Raw genomic sequence first — 18,325 nt, forward strand, 5'->3', positions numbered from 1 at the left:
GCGTGGGATTTTGGCGGTCTGTACATGAAAAAAATGCAAGGTTTTCAGTCATATTTTAGAAAACCTTGCAATATTTTCACAGGGTAGAAATCAGTTTTTCCCAATAGTTATGCGGGCTGGGCGGGATTTTAAGGGACGACTAAATATGGTTGCAAAAGATTTGTGTAATCCTGATGATTATATGATTGATTATGGGATAACTCTTGATAAATTTGCCGAACCATTAAACAGCTTCCCTGAATTTATACCCTGTCCACGAAATTTTGATTACGCACATTATACTCATGGAGATATGGTCTCGTATGGAGAACCCTGCATTACCAAGGAGCTGGGAACTATCGAGGACGATTCTTCCGGCTTGGATTGGGATGAAATTCTGCAAAAGGAAAACCTCATCTATGTTACAGCCGGTTCTCAAGTTCTGGATTACACGGAAAGTGCTTTGACTTTGTTTATGGCGATGATGAGTGCAATGCAGTCTTCTGACATGAAAGATTACCATCTAATTTTATGTGTGGGTTCGACTCTCATTCAAAATCACTGGGACGAATATGAAAATGTGACGGTGTGCGGTTGGGCTCCACAAAGGCAAATTCTTCAGGCGATTGCTGCGAAAGGTAAGAAAAATAGTTGTGCAATAATTCATGGTGGTCTTGCAACAATCAAGGAGTGTATCTATTATGAAGTTCCTTTCCTTGTATTACCACTTGGAAAAGACCAGATGGATAATGCCCTTAGGCTTGAGGACTGTGGTATCAAGAATAGATTCCATATTGAATACCTCAAGCCTAAATGCCTACGCTATTTTATCAACCAGATTTTACAAGATTACACGTCTTTGCGGAATCTAAAAAAATTAAGTAGTGAATTCCGTAAAATGGAAGCAGAGCATCCGACGGCACAGAAAATTGCTCAATATGCGCTAGAGAATTCAAATTAATGGTGAAAGATTTTTATTGATAGTGCGCATATACAAACATGTCAAATTTTAAGAGAAAGCGCCTTTTTGTTGCCCCTTGCTAAAAACTAAAACGAGTGTAACAAATAATTGCAGAATTTTAATTGAAAATTCTATGAATGTGGTGGAGTTCATTGTAGAAAGTGCATAAAGATTCCTTTGAAATGAGTAAGAATCCCTCACCCTTCTGTTGCAGGAAACGCGATTTTTCTAAATTGCCATACGAAATAAAAGGAAGTTTTTATGAATATTCTCGTTGTCGGTAGCGGTGGCCGCGAACATGCCATCGCGTTGGCGGTAAAAAAATCGCCGTTGTGTAAAAATCTCATTTGTGCGCCGGGCAATCCGGGCATGGCGAATTTGGGCCGTTGCGTTCCTGTGGACGTGGCTGACACCAAGGCGCTTGCCGATTTGGCGGAAGCGGAAAAGGTGGATCTTGCGATTATCGGGCCGGAAATTCCTTTGGTGGCTGGTGTGGTCGATGAGTTCCGTGCTCGGGGGCTTCGGGCTTTTGGTCCGACGGCTGCGGCTGCGGCTTTGGAAGGCAGCAAGGCGTTTTCCAAGAATTTCATGAAGAAATATGGCATTCCGACTGCCGCTTACGAGACGTTCACGGATTTGCCATCCGCATTGGATTTTCTGAAAGCGCATCCGGCGCCTATTGTTGTGAAGGCTTCGGGGCTGGCCGCAGGTAAAGGGGCGGTCGTCTGCATGACGGATGCCGAAGCTACCGCCGCTGTGGAAGAGATGCTGGGCGACAAGGCGGTGTTTGGCGAATCGGGAAAGACGGTGGTCATCGAAGAGTTTATGGAAGGCGAAGAGGCTTCGCTTTTCGCGGTCTGCGACGGCAAGGATTACGTTTTGCTTTCTTCCGCTCAGGATCACAAACGCGTTTTTGACGGCGACAAAGGTCCCAATACCGGGGGAATGGGCGCTTACACTCCAGCTCCCGTCGTCACACCGGAAATTCTTTCGGCGGTCAAATCCCAAATTATCGAGCCGACCCTGAAGGGAATGGCTGCCGAAGGTTCGCCTTATACGGGCGTTCTCTATGTGGGAATCATGGTGACGAAGAACGGTCCGAAAGTGGTGGAATACAACTGCCGTCTGGGCGACCCGGAATGCCAGGTGGTGCTTCCGGTTTATGACGGAGACGTTCTCGCCTTGTTCGATGGGGCGGAAAAGGGCGAACTGGCAAAGCTCGGAGCTCCCAAGGCTCCCAAGGGATCGGCGGCGATTGTCGTCATGGCAAGCGAAGGCTATCCCGGCTCCTACGAAAAGGGCAAGGAAATTTTCGGAATCGAAGATGCCGAAGCGACAGGGGCGATGGTCGTTCACGCCGGAACCAAGATGGCAGACGGCAAGTTGCTCACCAACGGTGGCCGTGTTCTCGGTGTCGTGGGCACAGGCAAGGATCTTCAGGCCGCTTTGGACAAAGCCTATGAAGCCTGCGGAAAAATTCGCTTTGAAGGAGCGTTCTATCGCAAAGACATTGGACAAAAAGGACTGGCAAGATGCAAGAAGTAAAAAATCCCCTGGTTGGAATTGTTACAGGTAGCGCGTCGGACAAACCGATTGTCGATAAAGTAACCGGCGTCCTCGATGAATTCGGAATTGCCTGGGAATACAACGTGCTTTCGGCACATCGCACTCCGAATAAAACGGCGAAGTACGCGAAAGAAGCCGAATCCCGCGGCGTAAAAGTGCTGATAGGTATCGCGGGACTGGCGGCGGCTCTTCCGGGGACGCTTGCCGCGCACACGACGTTGCCGGTAATCGGTGTGCCGGGAGATGGCGGTCCTCTTTCGGGAGTCGATGCGCTCCATTCCATCGTGCAGATGCCTTCGGGCATTCCGGTTGCGACAGTTGGCATTGGCAATGGAAAGAATGCGGCTTATTTGGCGGTTTCCATTCTGGCCCTTCTGAACTCGGAAATTCGCCAGAAGCTTGCGGAATATCGTAAATCCCTCGGTGACATCTAAGGATTTTGTGAAAAGGATTCTCCTTGGCGCACTGCTTTTGACCGCATTGGCTTTTTCGGACGATGCGGTAAAAATTCCTTGGGCAAACGGGGAACAGCTTTCCTTTCGCTTGAGCTGGGGTTTTGTTACCGCCGGCTCGGCTGATATGATTGCCACTCCGCTTTCAGATGGGAAGTTCCTTTTTGAAAGTGTCGCTCGCAACAATGGCGCATTTAAATCCATTTACCCGGTTGCCGATACGATTCGGACGATTTCCAAAGGGAACAATGTCCTCCCGGAGTCGTTCAAAAAAATTCTGAACGAAGGTTCTTATCACAGCACTTCGCAAATCCTTTTCGACCGCAAAAATTTGAAAGCGACTTTATCCGACACGGTTTTTACAAATGCCCGTCGCCAAGATGTAAAATCAAGGGTGGATACGACCATATCGCTGAACGGTTACGAACATTGCATCATTTCGGCGTTCTATCGTGTGCGCAATATGGATCTTTCGGGAAAAAAGGATACTTATTTTTCGGCGGTAAGCGGGAAAAAACGCTACTCATTGCGCGTGATTATCTATGGAAAGGAGTCTGTGGAAACGGATCTCGGCAAGTTTGATTGCATTAAAGTGGAGCCGGTTTTAGGGGACGACGGCGCATTTCAGGCTTCTGGAAGGCTTTTCATCTGGCTGACGGATGATGAACGTCGATTGCCTGTCTTGATGCGGGTTAAAATCCCTATCGGCTCCATAAAAGGGGAATTGGTGCATTTTCGGCAAGGAAATGCCCAGTAAGGGAATTTTTTGGGGGTTGGCAACTTCTTTTTACACAAATAATTTAGTTTACATTCCGAATAATAAACTATATTGAATGCGGAACTATTCTATCTCTAAAAATAGAGGCATTTTAGAAATGTTAAAAAAAGTTTGCATCTTGTTTTTTGCTCTGGCAGTAGCCGGTTTTGCTCAAGACGACAATGATTCCTACGAGGATGAATCTGCTCCGAATACGGCGGCATATACGGCTGCCAATGACGACGATGAAGAAGCTCAATCTTCGGCGAGGTCGTCCCGTGCTGCAGATCGTGCCAAACGCGCGGAATTTGAAAAGGATCAAAAATTGGACGAATTTGCGAATAACATTCGTCGTCGCGACTGGTTGAAAGACCGTTTGATTTTTGAACTCGGTGCGGGTTCACGCCAGCCGGTTATGGGAGAGACGGGAATCGGCATGGGCTTCGGTTTTGGAGCGGAATACATTACCCGTTGGCATTTGGGTCTGTACGGAGCGTTTGGTTTTATTCCGAGTGGAGACGACCCGGATTTCTCGGACTACAAATTGGAAGGCGGAACGGGCTGGAAGGTCGGTTTGAACTACTATCTCTTCCCGAAGAATCCGCTGCATTTGGGTCTTTCCGTGTCTTATGGAACGGTCTATTATGACCATGATATTACGGCGAACGAAGACAACGATTTCACTCGTGAACTTTTGATGACGACGGGTTTCCAGTTCGACGTTCTCATCACCTACCTGACGAATGAATGGTATTATCTCCAATTTGCCATCGGTATGTATTACGCGCCGAATGCTTACGACGATTCCCATAAAAAAGATGTTACCGGTAAAACGATTTCCCGTGTCATCGATTCGGACGGCATTTCTAAATTCGGCTTGGTCTTTGGCATTACCATCGGGTTTGCCCTGCCGGAATTCTTCCCGGATGCGACGGAAATCCGTCGGCGCGAACGCGAAAAGAAATACCAGGACGATTAAATTTTACTCGGCTTAAAAAATATCCCTGCCAATGCAAACGGCGGGGATTTTTTGTTTTCCGAGTTGCGAACGATTTTTAAAATCGGTTTGAAACCTTTTTCATCTATTTCTATAATATGTCTATGCTTTCTCAAGAACAATCTTTCTTTTTTGTCGGTGTTGCCGGTTCGGGCATGAGCGCCATTGCGGAATATCTGGCGGGCAAAGGCTTTTCGATTTCGGGTTCTGACCGTAAATTTTCAAGCGCGGATGGAGACGCTTTACGCGCGCAGTTGGAAATGACGGGAGTCAAGGTTTTTCCGCAGGATGGTTCCGGGATTCAAAAAAATCTTTCGGCAATCGTTGTCAGTTCAGCCATTGAAGAATCCAATCCGGACATCAAGCGGGCCTTGGAACTAGGCATTCCTCGGATGCACCGCAGCGAAATGCTCGCCAAAATTTCGGAAAGCGTAAAGACGATTTGCGTCAGTGGGACCAGCGGAAAAAGCAGTGTGACAGGAATGATTTGGCATATTCTCCATGAAGCCGGACTTTCTCCTTCCATTCTTTCGGGTGCCGCCCTTGTGTCTTTGGAAAAGCAGGGTAGAATCGGAAACAGCTTTACGGGAAGTGGGGAATGGCTTGTTGCCGAAGCGGATGAAAGCGATGGTACATTGGTGCGTTATTCCCCTGAAATCGGCGTCATTTTGAATATCGGGAAGGACCACAAGGAAATTGCGGAACTGCAAGAGATTTTTGCGACTTTTTCGAATAATATCACCGCTAAAAATAAAACGCTGATTGTGAATGAAGCCGATGAATTGGCGAATGCGTTTAGCGTCAATCACCTGGATGATTTTGGCTTGGAAGCAAAGGCCGGCGTTCAAGGAATGGATTTTAAACCCGAAGGCTATTCGATTGCTTTCCGAGTTCGCCATCAAGGAGAATTGGTATCGTGTAAATTGCCTTTGCCGGGGCGCCACAATATGATGAATGCGCTAGCGGCGATTGCCGTGGCGTTAAAAGTCGGCGTTTCACTCCGGCAGTGTGCCGATGCGCTGTCGTCCTTTGCGGGGATTCATCGGCGGCATCAGATTTTGGGAACTTTTCATGGCGTTACTGTCGTGGACGATTTTGCGCATAATCCGGCAAAAATTGCGGCAAGCATTCGGGCTGCGCAGGATTTTACAAAGGGTCGAGTTCTCGCCTATTTTCAGCCGCATGGTTTTGGACCGACTCGTTTTTTACGAAATGATTTGGTGCAGGCCATTTCGGAAGCTTTGCGTTCCCAGGATGCCGCCTTTTTGAGTGAAATTTATTATGCGGGAGGAACTGTTTCCCGGGATATTTCGTCGGAAGATTTGGTCCGGGATTTGCTCGCTAAAAATGTCGATGCCCACTACAGTGCGGAACGTTTGGAATGCGGACATCGAATGGTGCAATTCGCAAAGCCTGGCGATACGATTCTTGTGATGGGCGCACGCGATCCGAGCCTTTCGGACTTTGCCCAAAAAATTGCAGAGGAACTAGCTAAATGAGTGAACAGAATAACCGTTATAAAAATGCGATGAACCGCCTAGAAGAGATTTTGACAAAGATAGATCAGAGCGATGTGAGCGTAGATGAATTGGCCAGCCAAGTGGAAGAGGCTACCCGACTTTTGCGAGAATGCAAGACCATTCTTTCGGATACGGAAAAAAATGTGCAAAAGGCTCTTTCCGATTTGAACGAAGAGACTGCAAAGGACCCTGCGGAAGAATGAGTGAAGCGTTGCGGGTTCGGGATATTTCCGTTTATTATCCGATGCGGAGCGGTGTATTTTCCCGTGTTTCCAATTATTTAAAAGCGGTGCAAAATATCTCGCTAGATTTGGACGAAGCGGAGATTTTGGCGATTATCGGCGAATCGGGTTGCGGCAAAAGTACATTGGCGCAGGCGTTGGTCGGTCTTTTGCCTTGGCGCTCGGGAACGTATTCCGTATTTGGAAAAAATGTGGATGTGCAATCCCCAAAAGCGTTTTCCGAAGTCCGCCAGTCGGTGCAAATGGTTTTTCAGGATCCGTATTCCAGTTTGAATCCTCGGCAGACGATAGCGCAGATTTTAAGCTATCCTTTGCTGGTTCGTGGAGAATCCAAAAAGAATTCTTTGGAAAAAGCGAAAATGAAATTGGAGCTGGTCGGGTTGCCTGCGGATTCTTTGGAGCGATACCCGCATGAATTTTCGGGTGGACAACGGCAGCGGATTGGCATTGCCCGGGCGTTGATGTTGGAACCGAAAGTCATTGTCGCCGACGAAGTGACGAGTGCTTTGGATGTCTCGGTGCAAGCGCAGGTCTTAAAACTTTTGGAAAAACTTCGAGAGGAATTGGGCATTTCGCTGGTATTCATTTCGCACGACATTCTCACGGTGCGTTCTTTTGCAGACAAAGTTCTGGTGATGTATAAAGGCCGCGAAATGGAAAGAGGAACAGTGAAAGATGTCTTGTTAAATCCGCAGCATCCTTATACGCAGGCGTTGATTGCGAGCGTTCCGACCTTGGATTTTGAAAGGCCTCCCAAAGTTTCGCCGCTATTGGATGCCGAGTGGTTTTCTGCGATGGATGCCGTTTCTTCTCTATGAATATCGTGACTCTCCGTATGGAAAAAATGGCGCAGGGCGGGGACGCCCTGTCGCATTTGGAAGATGGTCGCGTCTGTTTTGTGTCGGGGGCTCTTACGGGAGAGCTTGTTGAAGTGGAACTGCTCCAGCAAAAACGGGATTATGCCAAAGGACGTGTTCAAAAAGTTTTAGAAGCTTCGCCTTTTCGCACAAAACCGGAATGTCCTTTTTATGGTCGCTGCGGTGGTTGCTCCATGGGGCACGCTTCTATGGAATTTCAGCTGGATTCCTATCGGCTGTCGGTGAATGAACTTTTCCGCCGCTTTGCTGGAACGGAATTACCGCCGGATTGGAAAATCCATTCGGGAAATCCTTATGCTTATCGCAATCGGGCCAGATTGGTTCGTGTTGGAGGTGGCTATGGATTTCGGGAAGCGCAGAGCCACAGGATGATTCCCGTTTCAAAATGTCCCATTCTCACTCCGGCTTTGAATCGGGCGATTGCCGAAAAAAAGTTGCCGCAAGTTCCCGAATTGTCTGTTTTTGATAACGGAAAAGGAAAAATAGCCTGCTATTACAAAGGAATGCGAAGTCCGGAATTTCAGCGTCTTGCGCTAAACTCGGTGCAAGTGGCCGATGTGAATCTCTCTATGGACGCCAGCTGTTTTTTTCAATCGAATTTACAGCTGCTTCCGGAGCTGGTGAAATCGGTTCGCGAATCGGCGGGTAGTGGGGATTATTTGATCGATCTTTTTAGCGGAATCGGTTTTTTTGCTGCTATTCTGCAAAATCAATTTCAGCGGATTGTGACGGTGGAAAGGGATCCGAATGCGCGGATTCATGCCAATCGAAATGTTCCAAAGGCAAAAAACATTTCTTCTCCGGCGGAGGATTGGCTTGCTCAAAATGATGCTTCCGGAGCAGACGTTCTCATCGTCGATCCGCCTCGAACAGGTTTGCCACCGACGGCTCTCTCGGCGATTTTAAAGGCGAAACCCCGAAAGTTGCTCTATATTTCTTGCGACCCAGCGACTCTTGCACGCGATTTCAAAAGTTTAGCGAGAGGCTATTCCATTGTCAAAGCGGAAGGTTTTGCCTTTTATCCGCAGACTCCTCATTTTGAAATGTTTTTGGAATTGAAAGCCGTTTAAAAAGAAGGCGGTTCTACAGGAGCTCTAAAAGAACCGGTTCCACAAAGGATTTCAAATTTTGTAATTTTCATTTGAAATGGAAATGCGATTGGCCGACAGATGGCGTTTTGTTTTGGACCGCATTTTTGTTTTAAAGGAAAGGGTCTCGCTCATGAAAAAAATTCATTTTTTGGCTTTGTTTGCCGCAGTCGTTTTTTGGACGGCGTGCTCTTCGGAGCCGATGACGATAGTTACCGGCAAGGAATTTATCCAGAATCGTTCTGTAGTGGCAGATACGGGAAGCGTTTTCCATTCTTCCGATCCATTTGTAATGCAATTTCGTTACGGCAAAGCTTTTGACTTTTCAAAGATCAAATGGGAGATTTTCAACGCATCGGGAAAGGTCATTGGTTCTAAAACCAGCACGGTAAATGGCAAGCAGGATTCTTACACGGTTCTAGTTTCTTCCCATCGGCATGGCGGCATTGCTAACGCCGCAGAAATTTTCCATGCCAAGGAAGGCTCTTTCACCCTTCGTTTTTCCAATGGTGATGTAGGAACGGTGCTTTTGGAAAAACAGATCCGCGTGGTTCTCAACAGCCAGAAAATAGACGGAGAATAGTTTTACACGCATGAATATGAAATTTTGCATTTCAGCCCTTTCTTTTCTTTTCTTTTGCGCCTGCTCTTCGGAGGTTGAAGTCAATTACAAATTGTCCCAATCCGTTCCCGTGGATTTGTATGTGGAAAGCACTTATTCAACCATGGATTTGGGCGGTATTGAACGAGTGGGGACCATTGTCGCCGATTATGTCCGTTTGGATTATTCGCAGGTGGGCGATACCCTTGTGATTCGTCGCCAGTTTGAAATCGACAGGTCCCGAGGCTACTTGAAAAATTCGCACCCGGCGGAGCTCCAGTGGCGGCTTCCCGAAGTGATTACAAAGGGATTGGCGGAGCGCACGGTTGAAGTCAAAGGTTTTGCCGAGGAATACGATTCGCTGCTGTATCGCATTCCGATGCCCCAGCGTTGGCGCGATCAGCTTTTGAACCCGGATTATGTAAAACACCTGGAACGGCAGGAACGGCACCGCTATGAAATGGACCATCTGCTTGTGGGCAAGGTTCCGGAAAAGGGAAATATCACTTCGCTTTTGAAGGAGCGAGGGCGGCTTCAATTTGCGTTGATTCAAATCGATTCCGTAGTCACAGACGGCTTTCACAATTTGGACAGGCGCAAATGCTTGGGCTATACGGTTTACTTGAAAGAAAAGGAAAATTTTCCGTATTACATCTGGGAACAGCATGTAAACAGCAAAATCGGAACAGAACGTTTTCAGGCTTATCACAAAGGGCTTTCTGCGGAATATGAAACCGCCTATTGGGTCACTCTGGATCCGGAAACGGGAATTCCCTGCCAGGAAAGAGAAGTCAAGCAGGGAATCCATACCATGGTGAATCCGAAAACGGGCGATACGGCGACATTCAAAAGCAATACGACTTTGGAACGCCTTTATACGGTACTCGATTCGGCGGATAGACAATGAAAGTTTTTGCTCGCATTCTCTTTGCCCTAACGCTTTGGGTGCTGGTTTCTTGTGGTGGCACCAAGTCGGCGCAGCAGGTCATGGCCGAGGATCGAGCGTATATGTATAAGGAAGCTTATAAAGCTTATATCGACGCCGAAAACAAATACCTGAATTTGCTTTTCAATATCGAACGCTTGCCCGAAGAAGAGGAACTTTGGATAATGAAGCGCGAACAGATGCGAGAACTGGAATTGCTGCGGACAAGTATGCTCCAAGCTCGAGGCGATTTGGACGAATCTTTGCAGGATTGGGAAAAATATCTTTCCGAATTGCAAAAGGAAACGGCGATATCCACCACGCGCGCTCGTTTTCGGAACGGCAACCCGAACGACGAGAGGACTTCTCCAGGCCAATTGCTTCCCGGGGAATTTTTGCAGGATTCCATTCGCAAGGCGCAGTCCCAAATGCGGAGGTAGCGGTGATAGGTGTCTTCGATTCGGGCTTTGGCGGCCTGACTATTTTTCATGATTTGCGCAAAGCTCTTCCTGATTACGATTTTATTTACCTGGGGGACAATGCCCGCGCACCTTATGGTTCCCGATCGTATGAAACGATCTATCGCTATACGCTTCAAGCGGTCAAAGCACTTTTTGAAATGGGCTGCCCGCTGGTGATTCTTGCTTGCAATACGGCTAGCGCTCGGGCCCTTCGTACCATTCAGCAGCGCGATTTGCCGACATTGGCTCCAAAGAATCGGGTGCTGGGAATCATCCGACCGACAGCGGAAGATGCGGGTTCTTTTTCCAAGACGGGGCATTTGGGAATTTTAGGAACGTCGGGCACGGTTGCGTCGGGCAGCTATCTGCTGGAAATCGCTCGTTTTTTCCCGCAGCTCCAGGTTACGCAGCAGGCTTGTCCTCTCTGGGCGTCGTTGGTGGAAAATGGAGAGGTCGATAGCGACGGAACGCGTTTTTTTGTCCGGCGGGACATTCGTCTTCTACTGCAAAAGGACCCGCAGATCGACGCGGTACTTTTGGCTTGCACGCATTACCCCTTGCTTTCGCCCTTGATTCGGGAGTCCCTTCCTCCTTATGTACAGGTGGTGTCTCAAGGTGAAATCGTCGCTCGAAAAACGGTTGATTACTTGCGGCGACATCCAGAAATCGAAAATCGCTTGACTCGGCGAGGTAAAGTGGAGTTTTTGACGACTGATACCCCCGAATTTTTCAGTAAAGGAGCCACTTTTTTCGGAGAAAGCAACGTTTTTGCAAAAAATGTGTCTTTTTGACGGATAATTTTATATCTTGGAGAGGGAAAAACGAACCACTCTTGGTCCGCTTTTAATGCTTTTACTCTGAGGAAATACGAATTATGTCGCAAATACAAATCAACTTGACCGGTTGGCAAGGCTTCCGTGGTAAGAATATGGGTAGCCTTCTTTATGTTGAAACCAGTCACCTGACAGTCGTTCCTGTCCGTGATCAGATGAATGAAAATGGAAAGGGAGCTTTTTCGGAGCCGAATTACGAAACATCTACTTATGGATTTGTTTCTTGCTGCAACGTGAAAGCGATCAACAAGATTGTGCAGACGAATAAGAGCCGTTATATTCTTTTCGGCACCCGCTATGAAGGCGGCGATCCGGACTATAAGGGCAAGTATTTGATTATGGGCTATATGAAGATTGAAAATACGAAGGATGTGCGCTCTCGTCATATCCAGTCGTATATGTCCACTCCGGGTGCGGAAGAGCCTGAATGCATGCTTTTGGAAAAGGATATCGCCGTTCAGGGGCCGATGCATTTTGTTTCACTCCAGGATTGTTACGTTTTGACGGATGAACGCCTTAAGGATTGGGGATACAAGGGACATGCCAATCGTCAGCTCAAAACGGTTTTCAGTGAAGAGCATACAAAAATCATTTTGGACCACTTGGATTCCCGCGACGACAAAATCGACGAATATATCGCGACTGTCGAAGAGTTTAAAAAGGCTTTTATGGCTCAGCAACAGGATGAAGCTGCTGCGGAAGAACCGCAACAGTAAAAAAGCTTTCTCCTTTCAGAGGCGCTCCTTTGGGGCGCCTTTGTTGTTGTATAAACCGAAAACCATCAGCTAGGCAGGTGGTTCCAAGAAGCCTTTTGGCGGTGATGAAAAATCCTCCAGCTAATTTTACGATGCAGTCTGTACACTGCATCACAACAATAAAAACAATGGCTCATACGAGCTGGAACTGCAAATACCACATAGTGTTCGCGCCAAAATTCAGGCGGAAGGTGTTTTACGGAGAGAGACGGCTGGAAATCCCGTCCAAGTATGCCGTGTCCAGCGGGGCGGGCTTCTTAAAGGGGAAAAGCAGCCTGCAGTTGTACGAACGCTTTCCCGAGTTGAAGTTCAAATACAGGAACAGGGAATTTTGGTGTAGCGGCTACTATGTTGACACGGCTGGCAAAAATGCGGCCAGGATAGCGAACTATATCAAGCATCAGCTGGATGAAGATTATTTGGGGAACAGTTGACCATGATGGGTAAACTATAGCCCGTTTACGGGCTGCCAGTAGGGATCGAACGCCAGTGTCAGAACCGTCAACGCGTGCTACGCGTTGCTAGTATCCTAGGGCTATGCCGGCGGGAATCTTTTTTGGAACCATGAATGACAGGCGGCTTGATTTTGCGAAATGAATGCGATTCGGAAATTTCTATTTTTCGGAAAAAATGCCTTTAGGATGAATGCGAGGAGGTCGGAAAATGCTGGTTTCTGTGATTTTGGTTGCTATAGCGATGATGGCGATGGTTGTCGTCTATTTTCGGACGCAGCTTCGCCTTGCGGAAGAGCGTTTTTATGCGCAAAAACAGCTTTCGGAAAATGCGTTGTCGGAACAGCAGAAGCGTTTTGACGAAACAATGGAAAAAGTGATGGCGCAAATGAAAATCGCCACGGATGAAATGCTCAAAACCAAGCAATCGGAATTTTCTAAAACCAATGCGGAATGCATGGGGAGCATTGTGAATCCGCTAAAAGAAACGATGGAAAAAATGAAACAGGCCATGGATGCTTCGAGTATGCAACAAAGCAATTTAAGCGGTGCTTTGAAAACGCAGATTGAAAATGCGATGAAAATGAGCGAAGCGGCGAAATTAAGCGCGGAAGAGCTTTCAAAGGTTTTTAAGCACCAGAGCAAAGTGCAGGGCGATTGGGGAGAGACGATATTGAATGAGCTTTTGCAATCGCAGGGACTGACGGAAGGCGTACATTATGATGTGCAGGCGACTCTTCGCGATGCAAATGGAAACGCGGTGCGAACGGATGGCGGTTCCACACTTCGGCCCGATGTGATTCTGCATTTGGATAAGCAGCGGGAAGTGGTGATTGATTCCAAAGTTTCTCTGTCGGCGTATATGGAATATGTGAACGCCGAAAATGAAGTGGACAGGCAAAGATTTTTGAATGCCCACATTGACAGCCTGTTGAACCACGTGAAAGAACTTTCCAAAAAGAACTATGCCGAGTACATCAAACCGCCACGGGTAAAAATGGATTATGTTATCATGTTTGTCCCGCATACGGCAGCACTTTGGACGGCGATTAACGTTAGACCGAACTTATGGCGCGAAGCGATGGACAGGAACGTCTATATCGCCGACGAACAGACACTTTATGCGGCATTGCGAATCATCAATCTCACGTGGACGCAGATTGTGCAAAAGGAAAATCACGAAAAGGTCTATGAATTGGCGAATGAACTGATGGAACGCGTTGGGATTTTTATGGAGCGTTACCGTAGAATCGGCTCGGAACTCGATTCCGCACAAACCGCTTATGAAGAAGGGAAAAAATATCTTTTGCCGAATGGGAAGAGCATTTTGCAGACTTGCTCGAAACTTCAAAAACTCGGTGCCCGGCAAAATGCCCGCCATCCGATTCCGGAACTTGAAAGTTAGCGCTTTTTGCTTTCGTGCTTGCGGAAATAGGCGCGATTGCGCCTGTCCATTTTGATTTGTTCCCGTTCTTTCGCCCGTTCCTTGCTGGGTTCGTAGGTGCGGCCTTCTTTGTAAGAAGTTCGGGAAAGGAGCAGTCTGGAAACCTTTCCCATTTTTAATCGCTCTAACGTTTTTTGAATCCAAATGCGATTTTCGGGAATATACCAAAAGAAGAAACGCTTTTGATTGTTTTTTTGTTCGGCGGTTTTGGCGACGTAGAGCGGTTTTCCATCGGGATAGGTTTCTGCGTAATACATTTCGGTCGCGATGGTCATGGGTGTGGGCGTAAAGTCTTGGACCTGTTCGAGCCGAAATCCCAACTGCTTGGTTTCGAGGGCAAGTTCTGCCATGTCCTTTTCGGTGCAGCCCGGATGACTGGAAATAAAGTAGGGGATGATTTGCTGTCTCTTTTCGACCGCCGCGCTTTCTTTGTCGAAAAATTCCTTGAATTTGTAAAAGAGGGCGAAAGAAGGTTTGCGGATTAGGCTGAGAACGCTGTCCGAGGTGTGCTCCGGTGCGACTTTTAATCTGCCGCTGACATGGTTACGGATGAGTTCTTTTGCATAGTCGAGGTGATCGGCCAGAAGGGTTTTGTCCGTCGTTTCTTGTAAAATAAGATCGTATCGGACGCCGCTGCCAATAAACAAGTGCTTGATTTTTGGATGTTTGGAAATTTCCCGATAAAGTTCGGTCAGTTCCTGGTGGCGGGTGTTCATATTGTCGCAAATACGGGGAAATACGCAACTGGGTCGTGCGCATTTTTCGCAACGGCTGCGATCTTTTCCTCGCATTTTGTACATATTGGCGCTGGGGCCTCCGAGGTCGCTGATCGTTCCGGCGAATCCCGGCATTTGCGTGAGCAATTCCACTTCTCGCAAGATGCTTTCCTTGGAACGGCTGGCGACGAATTTTCCCTGGTGCGCATTGATCGCGCAAAAACTGCAACCGCCAAAACAGCCGCGATGCGAGGTGATGGAAAATTTGATCATTTCGAAAGCGGGAACGGGCCCGCGTTTTTTGTAGCGGGGATGCGGTGCTCGCATATACGGGTATTCAAAACTTTCGTCCAATTCGCCGTATTCGAGCGGAGGATAGGGCGGATTGATGACGACTGTGGTTTCTCCGACGTCTTGCAAAATGCGTTTGGCGTGGATTTTATTGGATTCGATTTCTGTTTTTCGAAAAGCTTCAAATTGCGTCTTTTTGCTTTGCAGACAATCTTCGTAGCTGGGGAGTTTTAAATCTTCAAACTCTTTGTTTTTGGGAACGCGTCCTTTGGGGACAAGATATGCCGTCTGCGGGATGGAATTGAGGTTTGAAAAGGGAACGCCTTTTTTGAGCAGGTGCAGCAATTCTTTCATCGGCTTTTCGCCCATACCGTAAATCAGCAGGTCGGCATTCGTTGTGGCGAGAATCGGTGGAAAAATCTTGTCGTCCCAGTAGTCGTAGTGGCTAATGCGACGAAGGCTGGATTCTAAACCGCCGATAACGATGGGAACGTCGGGGTAGAGCTGTTTTAAAATTTTTGCATAGACGGTCGTCGCGCGGTCGGGCCGAAAACCCGCTTTTCCTCCGGCGGTAAAAGCATCGTCGCTGCGCAAGCGTTTCCCGGCGGTATAGTGATTTACCATGCTGTCCATGCCGCTGGAGATGGCGAAAAATAAGCGGGGCTTTCCCAATTTTTTGAAATCGCGAAGGTCGTCGCGCCAGTTGGGTTGCGGAAGAACGGCGACTCGGTACCCTTCGTGTTCAATCAAGCGCGCAATGACAGCGTGCCCAAAGGAAGGATGGTCCACATAAGCGTCCGCAGAAATGACGACGACATCAACAAAATCCCAGCCCCGTTTTTCCAAGTCTTCTTTGGAAATCGGTAAAAAATCGAGAGTTTCCATAAGCGTAAAAATAAAAATTATCTTTAACGAAAATGATGGCGGTTCAATGTCTTACAAAATTTTGGTAGGAGCGATTGTTTCTTTTTTTGTGGTTTGATGCTTGCCTGTGGAAACGACGACTCTTCTTCTGCACAAGAAGAACTTTTATTCAGTGATTCTTTGAATGAATCCTCATCGAGTACTGAAGCTAGCAGTTCTTCCCGTATTTATGCTGGCTGCGAAGTGCCGCCTCTTTTGGAAAGCGGTTGGCCAAATTTTAGCGATGAGATTTCAGCGCTTTCGGAGTTCTTTTCGTATGGAAGCGATGTTGGGTGAGATTCCTATCGAAATGGAACCGACGGAATATGCGAGGAATTTCCTATACAAGGCGAATTTGGAAAGTTTGGACAATCCTCAGTTGCTCGATGGCATGTACAAAGCGGTTTGATATGATAGATTCTCAATTTGTAGCGGGAATGCTGACGGAGGATTTTGCATACATCCCGTCTGTCAAATACGATTGCAAGTTGTACAAGTGCGTTACGACGGCATATTTGAATCCCGACGTGGAATATGGGGAAATTTTGGATGAAAGGGACAATCAGGTTTATAGAACGGTCAAAATTGGCGAACAGGAATGGATGGCGCAAAATTTGAATTTCCTTACGATACCATCTGCCGATTTAGCAGTCAAGATACCATTCAGTCGATAGGGAGAATCCGAGGAGGATGCCCTGAAGGTTGGCATGTTGAAGATTTCTGGATTGCGGAAAATGGCAGGGCCGATAACCCGAATTTCAAAATTTACTCGTCTTCCTATTCAACGAGCGTGAATTTGGAGTTTTATGGCACAAGGGACGACTTTGGAAGATTTGATCTGAATGATAAAGGTGAAGGGCTTTCTGTCCGCTGCCTAAAGGATTGATGTTGAAAATTTTCTAAATTGGGGCTTGATATATATATCCCGCACTTGCGGAAAGGATTACTCTATGTCGAAACTGACGGAATCTCTTGAATGGAAAGCTCTCGCTGCGAAAGCGACGGAAGCGAAGACCTGGAATATGCGCAAGATGTTTGCAGAAGACCCGAAGCGTGCCGAAAAGTTCAGCGCCGAGGCCTGCGGAATTTTCTTGGACTATTCCAAGAACCTGATCGACGAAGACGTGATGGCGAAGCTTCGCGCTCTTTTGCCTGCTGCCGAATTTGATGCGATGCGCCAGAAATTTTTCTCTGGAGAAAAAATCAACACGACGGAAAAACGCGCCGTCCTGCATACCGCTCTCCGCTATAAGGGAAATGATCCGATTTGCGTCGATGGCAAGGACGTGATGCCAGAAGTTCGCGCTGTTCTCGAACACATGAAATCTTTCACGCATTTGGTTCGTTCGGGCAAGTGGCTTGGATTTACGGGCAAGAAAATCCGTTATGTGGTGAACATCGGCATCGGCGGTTCCGATCTCGGTCCGGTGATGGTCACCGAAGCGTTGAAGCCTTATGCAGACAAACCCGCTGACGGCGAATATTCTCCCGAAGTCTATTTTGTTTCCAATATCGACGGCACTCACATGGCCGAAACCCTCAAGAAAGTGAACATTGAAGAAACGCTCTTTATCGTGGCTTCTAAAACGTTTACGACTTTGGAAACGATGACGAATGCGGAAACGGCAAAGGCCGCTGTTCTCAAAGCGTTTAACGGTGATGAAAAGTCCATTGCAAAACATTTTGTGGCTCTTTCCACCAATACCGAAGCGGTTGCCGCATTTGGCATTGACACCGCCAACATGTTTGAATTCTGGAATTGGGTCGGCGGTCGCTACTCTCTTTGGTCGGCTATCGGTCTTTCGATCGCGCTCCGTATTGGCTTTGACAATTACATGAAATTGCACCAGGGCGCTTATGAAATGGACGAACATTTCAAGAATGCTCCTGTGGAAAAGAATCTCCCGGTGATTCTCGCCCTTATCGGCGTGTGGTACAACAATTTCTTTGACGCTTCGAGCTATGCCATGCTCCCGTACGACCAGTACTTGCATCGCCTCGCCGCCTACTTCCAGCAGGCCGATATGGAATCGAACGGCAAGACCGTTGACCGCGATTCCAAGCGCGTGAACTACCAGACTGGTCCGATCCTCTGGGGCGAACCGGGAACGAATGGTCAGCACGCCTTCTATCAGCTGATTCACCAGGGAACGAAAATGATTCCTTGCGACTTTATCGCTCCGGCGAATAGCCACAATAAGGTCGGCGACCACCACCAGAAACTGCTTTCCAATTTCTTTGCGCAGCCGGAAGCGCTGATGAACGGAAAGACTTTGGATGAAGCTGCGGAAGAACTTCGTGCGGCGGGAAAAACGGAAGAGGAAATCGCATTCCTCGCTCCGCATAAGGTTTTTGAAGGCAATAAGCCGACGAATTCCATTATGATGGATTATGTTTCCCCGGAAACTCTCGGTGCTCTTATCGCCATGTATGAACATAAGATTTTTGTACAAGGCGTGATTTGGAACATCAACAGTTACGACCAGTGGGGCGTTGAACTCGGC

General features: G+C 47.6%; 20 protein-coding genes. 19 read left to right on the forward strand and 1 reads right to left on the reverse strand.

The features are described from left to right. The first annotated feature begins 145 nt into the window (after positions 1-145). The 16 genes from B5D40_RS12730 (at position 146) to B5D40_RS12805 (ending at position 13,872) form a co-directional block, all read left to right on the forward strand. Positions 146-940: a glycosyltransferase gene (locus B5D40_RS12730; protein ID WP_158222194.1), complete on the forward strand. Its 795-nt coding sequence runs from the start codon at positions 146-148 to the stop codon at positions 938-940. Between the two features lie 261 nt (positions 941-1,201). Beyond that, the gene (gene purD, locus B5D40_RS12735; protein WP_078777215.1) at positions 1,202-2,485 is read left to right on the forward strand and encodes a phosphoribosylamine--glycine ligase; all 1,284 of its coding nucleotides are present in this window, start codon (positions 1,202-1,204) and stop codon (positions 2,483-2,485) included. Continuing rightward, positions 2,473-2,940, forward strand: a complete 468-nt coding sequence (purE, locus tag B5D40_RS12740; RefSeq protein WP_078777216.1) for a 5-(carboxyamino)imidazole ribonucleotide mutase — start codon at positions 2,473-2,475, stop codon at positions 2,938-2,940. The genes purD and purE overlap by 13 nt, the downstream gene beginning before the upstream one ends. A gap of 7 nt (positions 2,941-2,947) precedes the next feature. Then, positions 2,948-3,715 (forward strand): DUF3108 domain-containing protein, encoded by a 768-nt coding sequence (locus B5D40_RS12745; protein WP_158222195.1) that lies wholly within the window; start codon positions 2,948-2,950, stop codon positions 3,713-3,715. A gap of 118 nt (positions 3,716-3,833) precedes the next feature. Beyond that, complete coding sequence (locus B5D40_RS12750) at positions 3,834-4,694, forward strand: hypothetical protein (RefSeq protein WP_078777218.1); 861 nt, start codon at positions 3,834-3,836, stop codon at positions 4,692-4,694. Between the two features lie 116 nt (positions 4,695-4,810). Beyond that, positions 4,811-6,211 (forward strand): UDP-N-acetylmuramate--L-alanine ligase, encoded by a 1,401-nt coding sequence (locus tag B5D40_RS12755; RefSeq protein ID WP_233134336.1) that lies wholly within the window; start codon positions 4,811-4,813, stop codon positions 6,209-6,211. After that, positions 6,208-6,435: an exodeoxyribonuclease VII small subunit gene (gene xseB, locus B5D40_RS12760; RefSeq protein ID WP_078777220.1), complete on the forward strand. Its 228-nt coding sequence runs from the start codon at positions 6,208-6,210 to the stop codon at positions 6,433-6,435. The genes B5D40_RS12755 and xseB overlap by 4 nt, the downstream gene beginning before the upstream one ends. Beyond that, positions 6,432-7,292, forward strand: a complete 861-nt coding sequence (locus B5D40_RS12765; protein ID WP_073302611.1) for an ATP-binding cassette domain-containing protein — start codon at positions 6,432-6,434, stop codon at positions 7,290-7,292. The genes xseB and B5D40_RS12765 overlap by 4 nt, the downstream gene beginning before the upstream one ends. Then, a complete protein-coding gene (locus tag B5D40_RS12770; RefSeq protein WP_078777221.1) occupies positions 7,289-8,422 on the forward strand; it encodes a class I SAM-dependent RNA methyltransferase in 1,134 nt (377 codons plus the stop codon). The genes B5D40_RS12765 and B5D40_RS12770 overlap by 4 nt, the downstream gene beginning before the upstream one ends. A 76-nt stretch (positions 8,423-8,498) precedes the next feature. Beyond that, positions 8,499-9,023: a hypothetical protein gene (locus tag B5D40_RS12775; protein WP_073302609.1), complete on the forward strand. Its 525-nt coding sequence runs from the start codon at positions 8,499-8,501 to the stop codon at positions 9,021-9,023. A gap of 10 nt (positions 9,024-9,033) precedes the next feature. After that, positions 9,034-9,948: a hypothetical protein gene (locus B5D40_RS12780; protein ID WP_078777222.1), complete on the forward strand. Its 915-nt coding sequence runs from the start codon at positions 9,034-9,036 to the stop codon at positions 9,946-9,948. Next, positions 9,945-10,406, forward strand: a complete 462-nt coding sequence (locus B5D40_RS12785) for a hypothetical protein (protein WP_078777223.1) — start codon at positions 9,945-9,947, stop codon at positions 10,404-10,406. Before B5D40_RS12780 ends, B5D40_RS12785 begins: the two co-directional genes overlap by 4 nt. A gap of 2 nt (positions 10,407-10,408) precedes the next feature. Continuing rightward, a complete protein-coding gene (murI, locus tag B5D40_RS12790; RefSeq protein ID WP_073302605.1) occupies positions 10,409-11,218 on the forward strand; it encodes a glutamate racemase in 810 nt (269 codons plus the stop codon). A gap of 83 nt (positions 11,219-11,301) precedes the next feature. After that, complete coding sequence (locus tag B5D40_RS12795) at positions 11,302-11,976, forward strand: hypothetical protein (RefSeq protein WP_078777224.1); 675 nt, start codon at positions 11,302-11,304, stop codon at positions 11,974-11,976. Positions 11,977-12,107: 131 nt separating this feature from the next. After that, entirely contained in the window at positions 12,108-12,449 is a 342-nt protein-coding gene (locus B5D40_RS12800) for a transposase (RefSeq protein WP_369832888.1), read from the forward strand. A 229-nt stretch (positions 12,450-12,678) separates the two neighbouring features. After that, the gene (locus B5D40_RS12805; protein WP_198951086.1) at positions 12,679-13,872 is read left to right on the forward strand and encodes a DNA recombination protein RmuC; all 1,194 of its coding nucleotides are present in this window, start codon (positions 12,679-12,681) and stop codon (positions 13,870-13,872) included. Here B5D40_RS12805 and B5D40_RS12810 read toward each other — a convergent pair. Next, entirely contained in the window at positions 13,869-15,803 is a 1,935-nt protein-coding gene (locus B5D40_RS12810; RefSeq protein WP_078777227.1) for a YgiQ family radical SAM protein, read from the reverse strand. The two genes, B5D40_RS12805 and B5D40_RS12810, sit on opposite strands and share 4 nt — an antisense overlap. A gap of 262 nt (positions 15,804-16,065) precedes the next feature. Here B5D40_RS12810 and B5D40_RS16175 point away from each other — a divergent pair, with 262 nt between their 5' ends. The 3 genes from B5D40_RS16175 to pgi form a co-directional block, all read left to right on the forward strand. Then, the gene (locus B5D40_RS16175) at positions 16,066-16,230 is read left to right on the forward strand and encodes a hypothetical protein (RefSeq protein ID WP_233134337.1); all 165 of its coding nucleotides are present in this window, start codon (positions 16,066-16,068) and stop codon (positions 16,228-16,230) included. Between the two features lies 1 nt (position 16,231). Then, entirely contained in the window at positions 16,232-16,495 is a 264-nt protein-coding gene (locus B5D40_RS12820) for an FISUMP domain-containing protein (RefSeq protein WP_233134338.1), read from the forward strand. Positions 16,496-16,771: 276 nt separating this feature from the next. Beyond that, positions 16,772-18,325, forward strand: a 1,554-nt coding sequence (gene pgi, locus B5D40_RS12825) for a glucose-6-phosphate isomerase (protein WP_078777230.1), incomplete at its 3' end; no start/stop codon positions are given.

This window comes from Fibrobacter intestinalis (genome assembly GCF_900167415.1).
GTDB lineage: Bacteria > Fibrobacterota > Fibrobacteria > Fibrobacterales > Fibrobacteraceae > Hallerella > Hallerella intestinalis.

What these genes read in the sequence shown, in the direction of transcription:
- B5D40_RS12800 (WP_369832888.1), top strand. Translation starts at nt 12,108, where the DNA reads ATGCAGTCTGTACACTGCATCACAACAATAAAAACAATGGCTCATACG.
- B5D40_RS12785 (WP_078777223.1), top strand. Translation starts at nt 9,945, where the DNA reads ATGAAAGTTTTTGCTCGCATTCTCTTTGCCCTAACGCTTTGGGTGCTG.
- B5D40_RS12775 (WP_073302609.1), top strand. Translation starts at nt 8,499, where the DNA reads ATGGAAATGCGATTGGCCGACAGATGGCGTTTTGTTTTGGACCGCATT.
- purE (WP_078777216.1), top strand. Translation starts at nt 2,473, where the DNA reads ATGCAAGAAGTAAAAAATCCCCTGGTTGGAATTGTTACAGGTAGCGCG.
- B5D40_RS12805 (WP_198951086.1), top strand. Translation starts at nt 12,679, where the DNA reads ATGCTGGTTTCTGTGATTTTGGTTGCTATAGCGATGATGGCGATGGTT.
- B5D40_RS12810 (WP_078777227.1), bottom strand. Translation starts at nt 15,803, where the DNA reads ATGGAAACTCTCGATTTTTTACCGATTTCCAAAGAAGACTTGGAAAAA.
- B5D40_RS12750 (WP_078777218.1), top strand. Translation starts at nt 3,834, where the DNA reads ATGTTAAAAAAAGTTTGCATCTTGTTTTTTGCTCTGGCAGTAGCCGGT.
- B5D40_RS12755 (WP_233134336.1), top strand. Translation starts at nt 4,811, where the DNA reads ATGTCTATGCTTTCTCAAGAACAATCTTTCTTTTTTGTCGGTGTTGCC.
- B5D40_RS12780 (WP_078777222.1), top strand. Translation starts at nt 9,034, where the DNA reads ATGAATATGAAATTTTGCATTTCAGCCCTTTCTTTTCTTTTCTTTTGC.
- B5D40_RS12765 (WP_073302611.1), top strand. Translation starts at nt 6,432, where the DNA reads ATGAGTGAAGCGTTGCGGGTTCGGGATATTTCCGTTTATTATCCGATG.
- xseB (WP_078777220.1), top strand. Translation starts at nt 6,208, where the DNA reads ATGAGTGAACAGAATAACCGTTATAAAAATGCGATGAACCGCCTAGAA.
- B5D40_RS16175 (WP_233134337.1), top strand. Translation starts at nt 16,066, where the DNA reads ATGAGATTTCAGCGCTTTCGGAGTTCTTTTCGTATGGAAGCGATGTTG.
- purD (WP_078777215.1), top strand. Translation starts at nt 1,202, where the DNA reads ATGAATATTCTCGTTGTCGGTAGCGGTGGCCGCGAACATGCCATCGCG.
- B5D40_RS12795 (WP_078777224.1), top strand. Translation starts at nt 11,302, where the DNA reads ATGTCGCAAATACAAATCAACTTGACCGGTTGGCAAGGCTTCCGTGGT.
- B5D40_RS12820 (WP_233134338.1), top strand. Translation starts at nt 16,232, where the DNA reads ATGATAGATTCTCAATTTGTAGCGGGAATGCTGACGGAGGATTTTGCA.
- B5D40_RS12770 (WP_078777221.1), top strand. Translation starts at nt 7,289, where the DNA reads ATGAATATCGTGACTCTCCGTATGGAAAAAATGGCGCAGGGCGGGGAC.
- B5D40_RS12730 (WP_158222194.1), top strand. Translation starts at nt 146, where the DNA reads ATGGTTGCAAAAGATTTGTGTAATCCTGATGATTATATGATTGATTAT.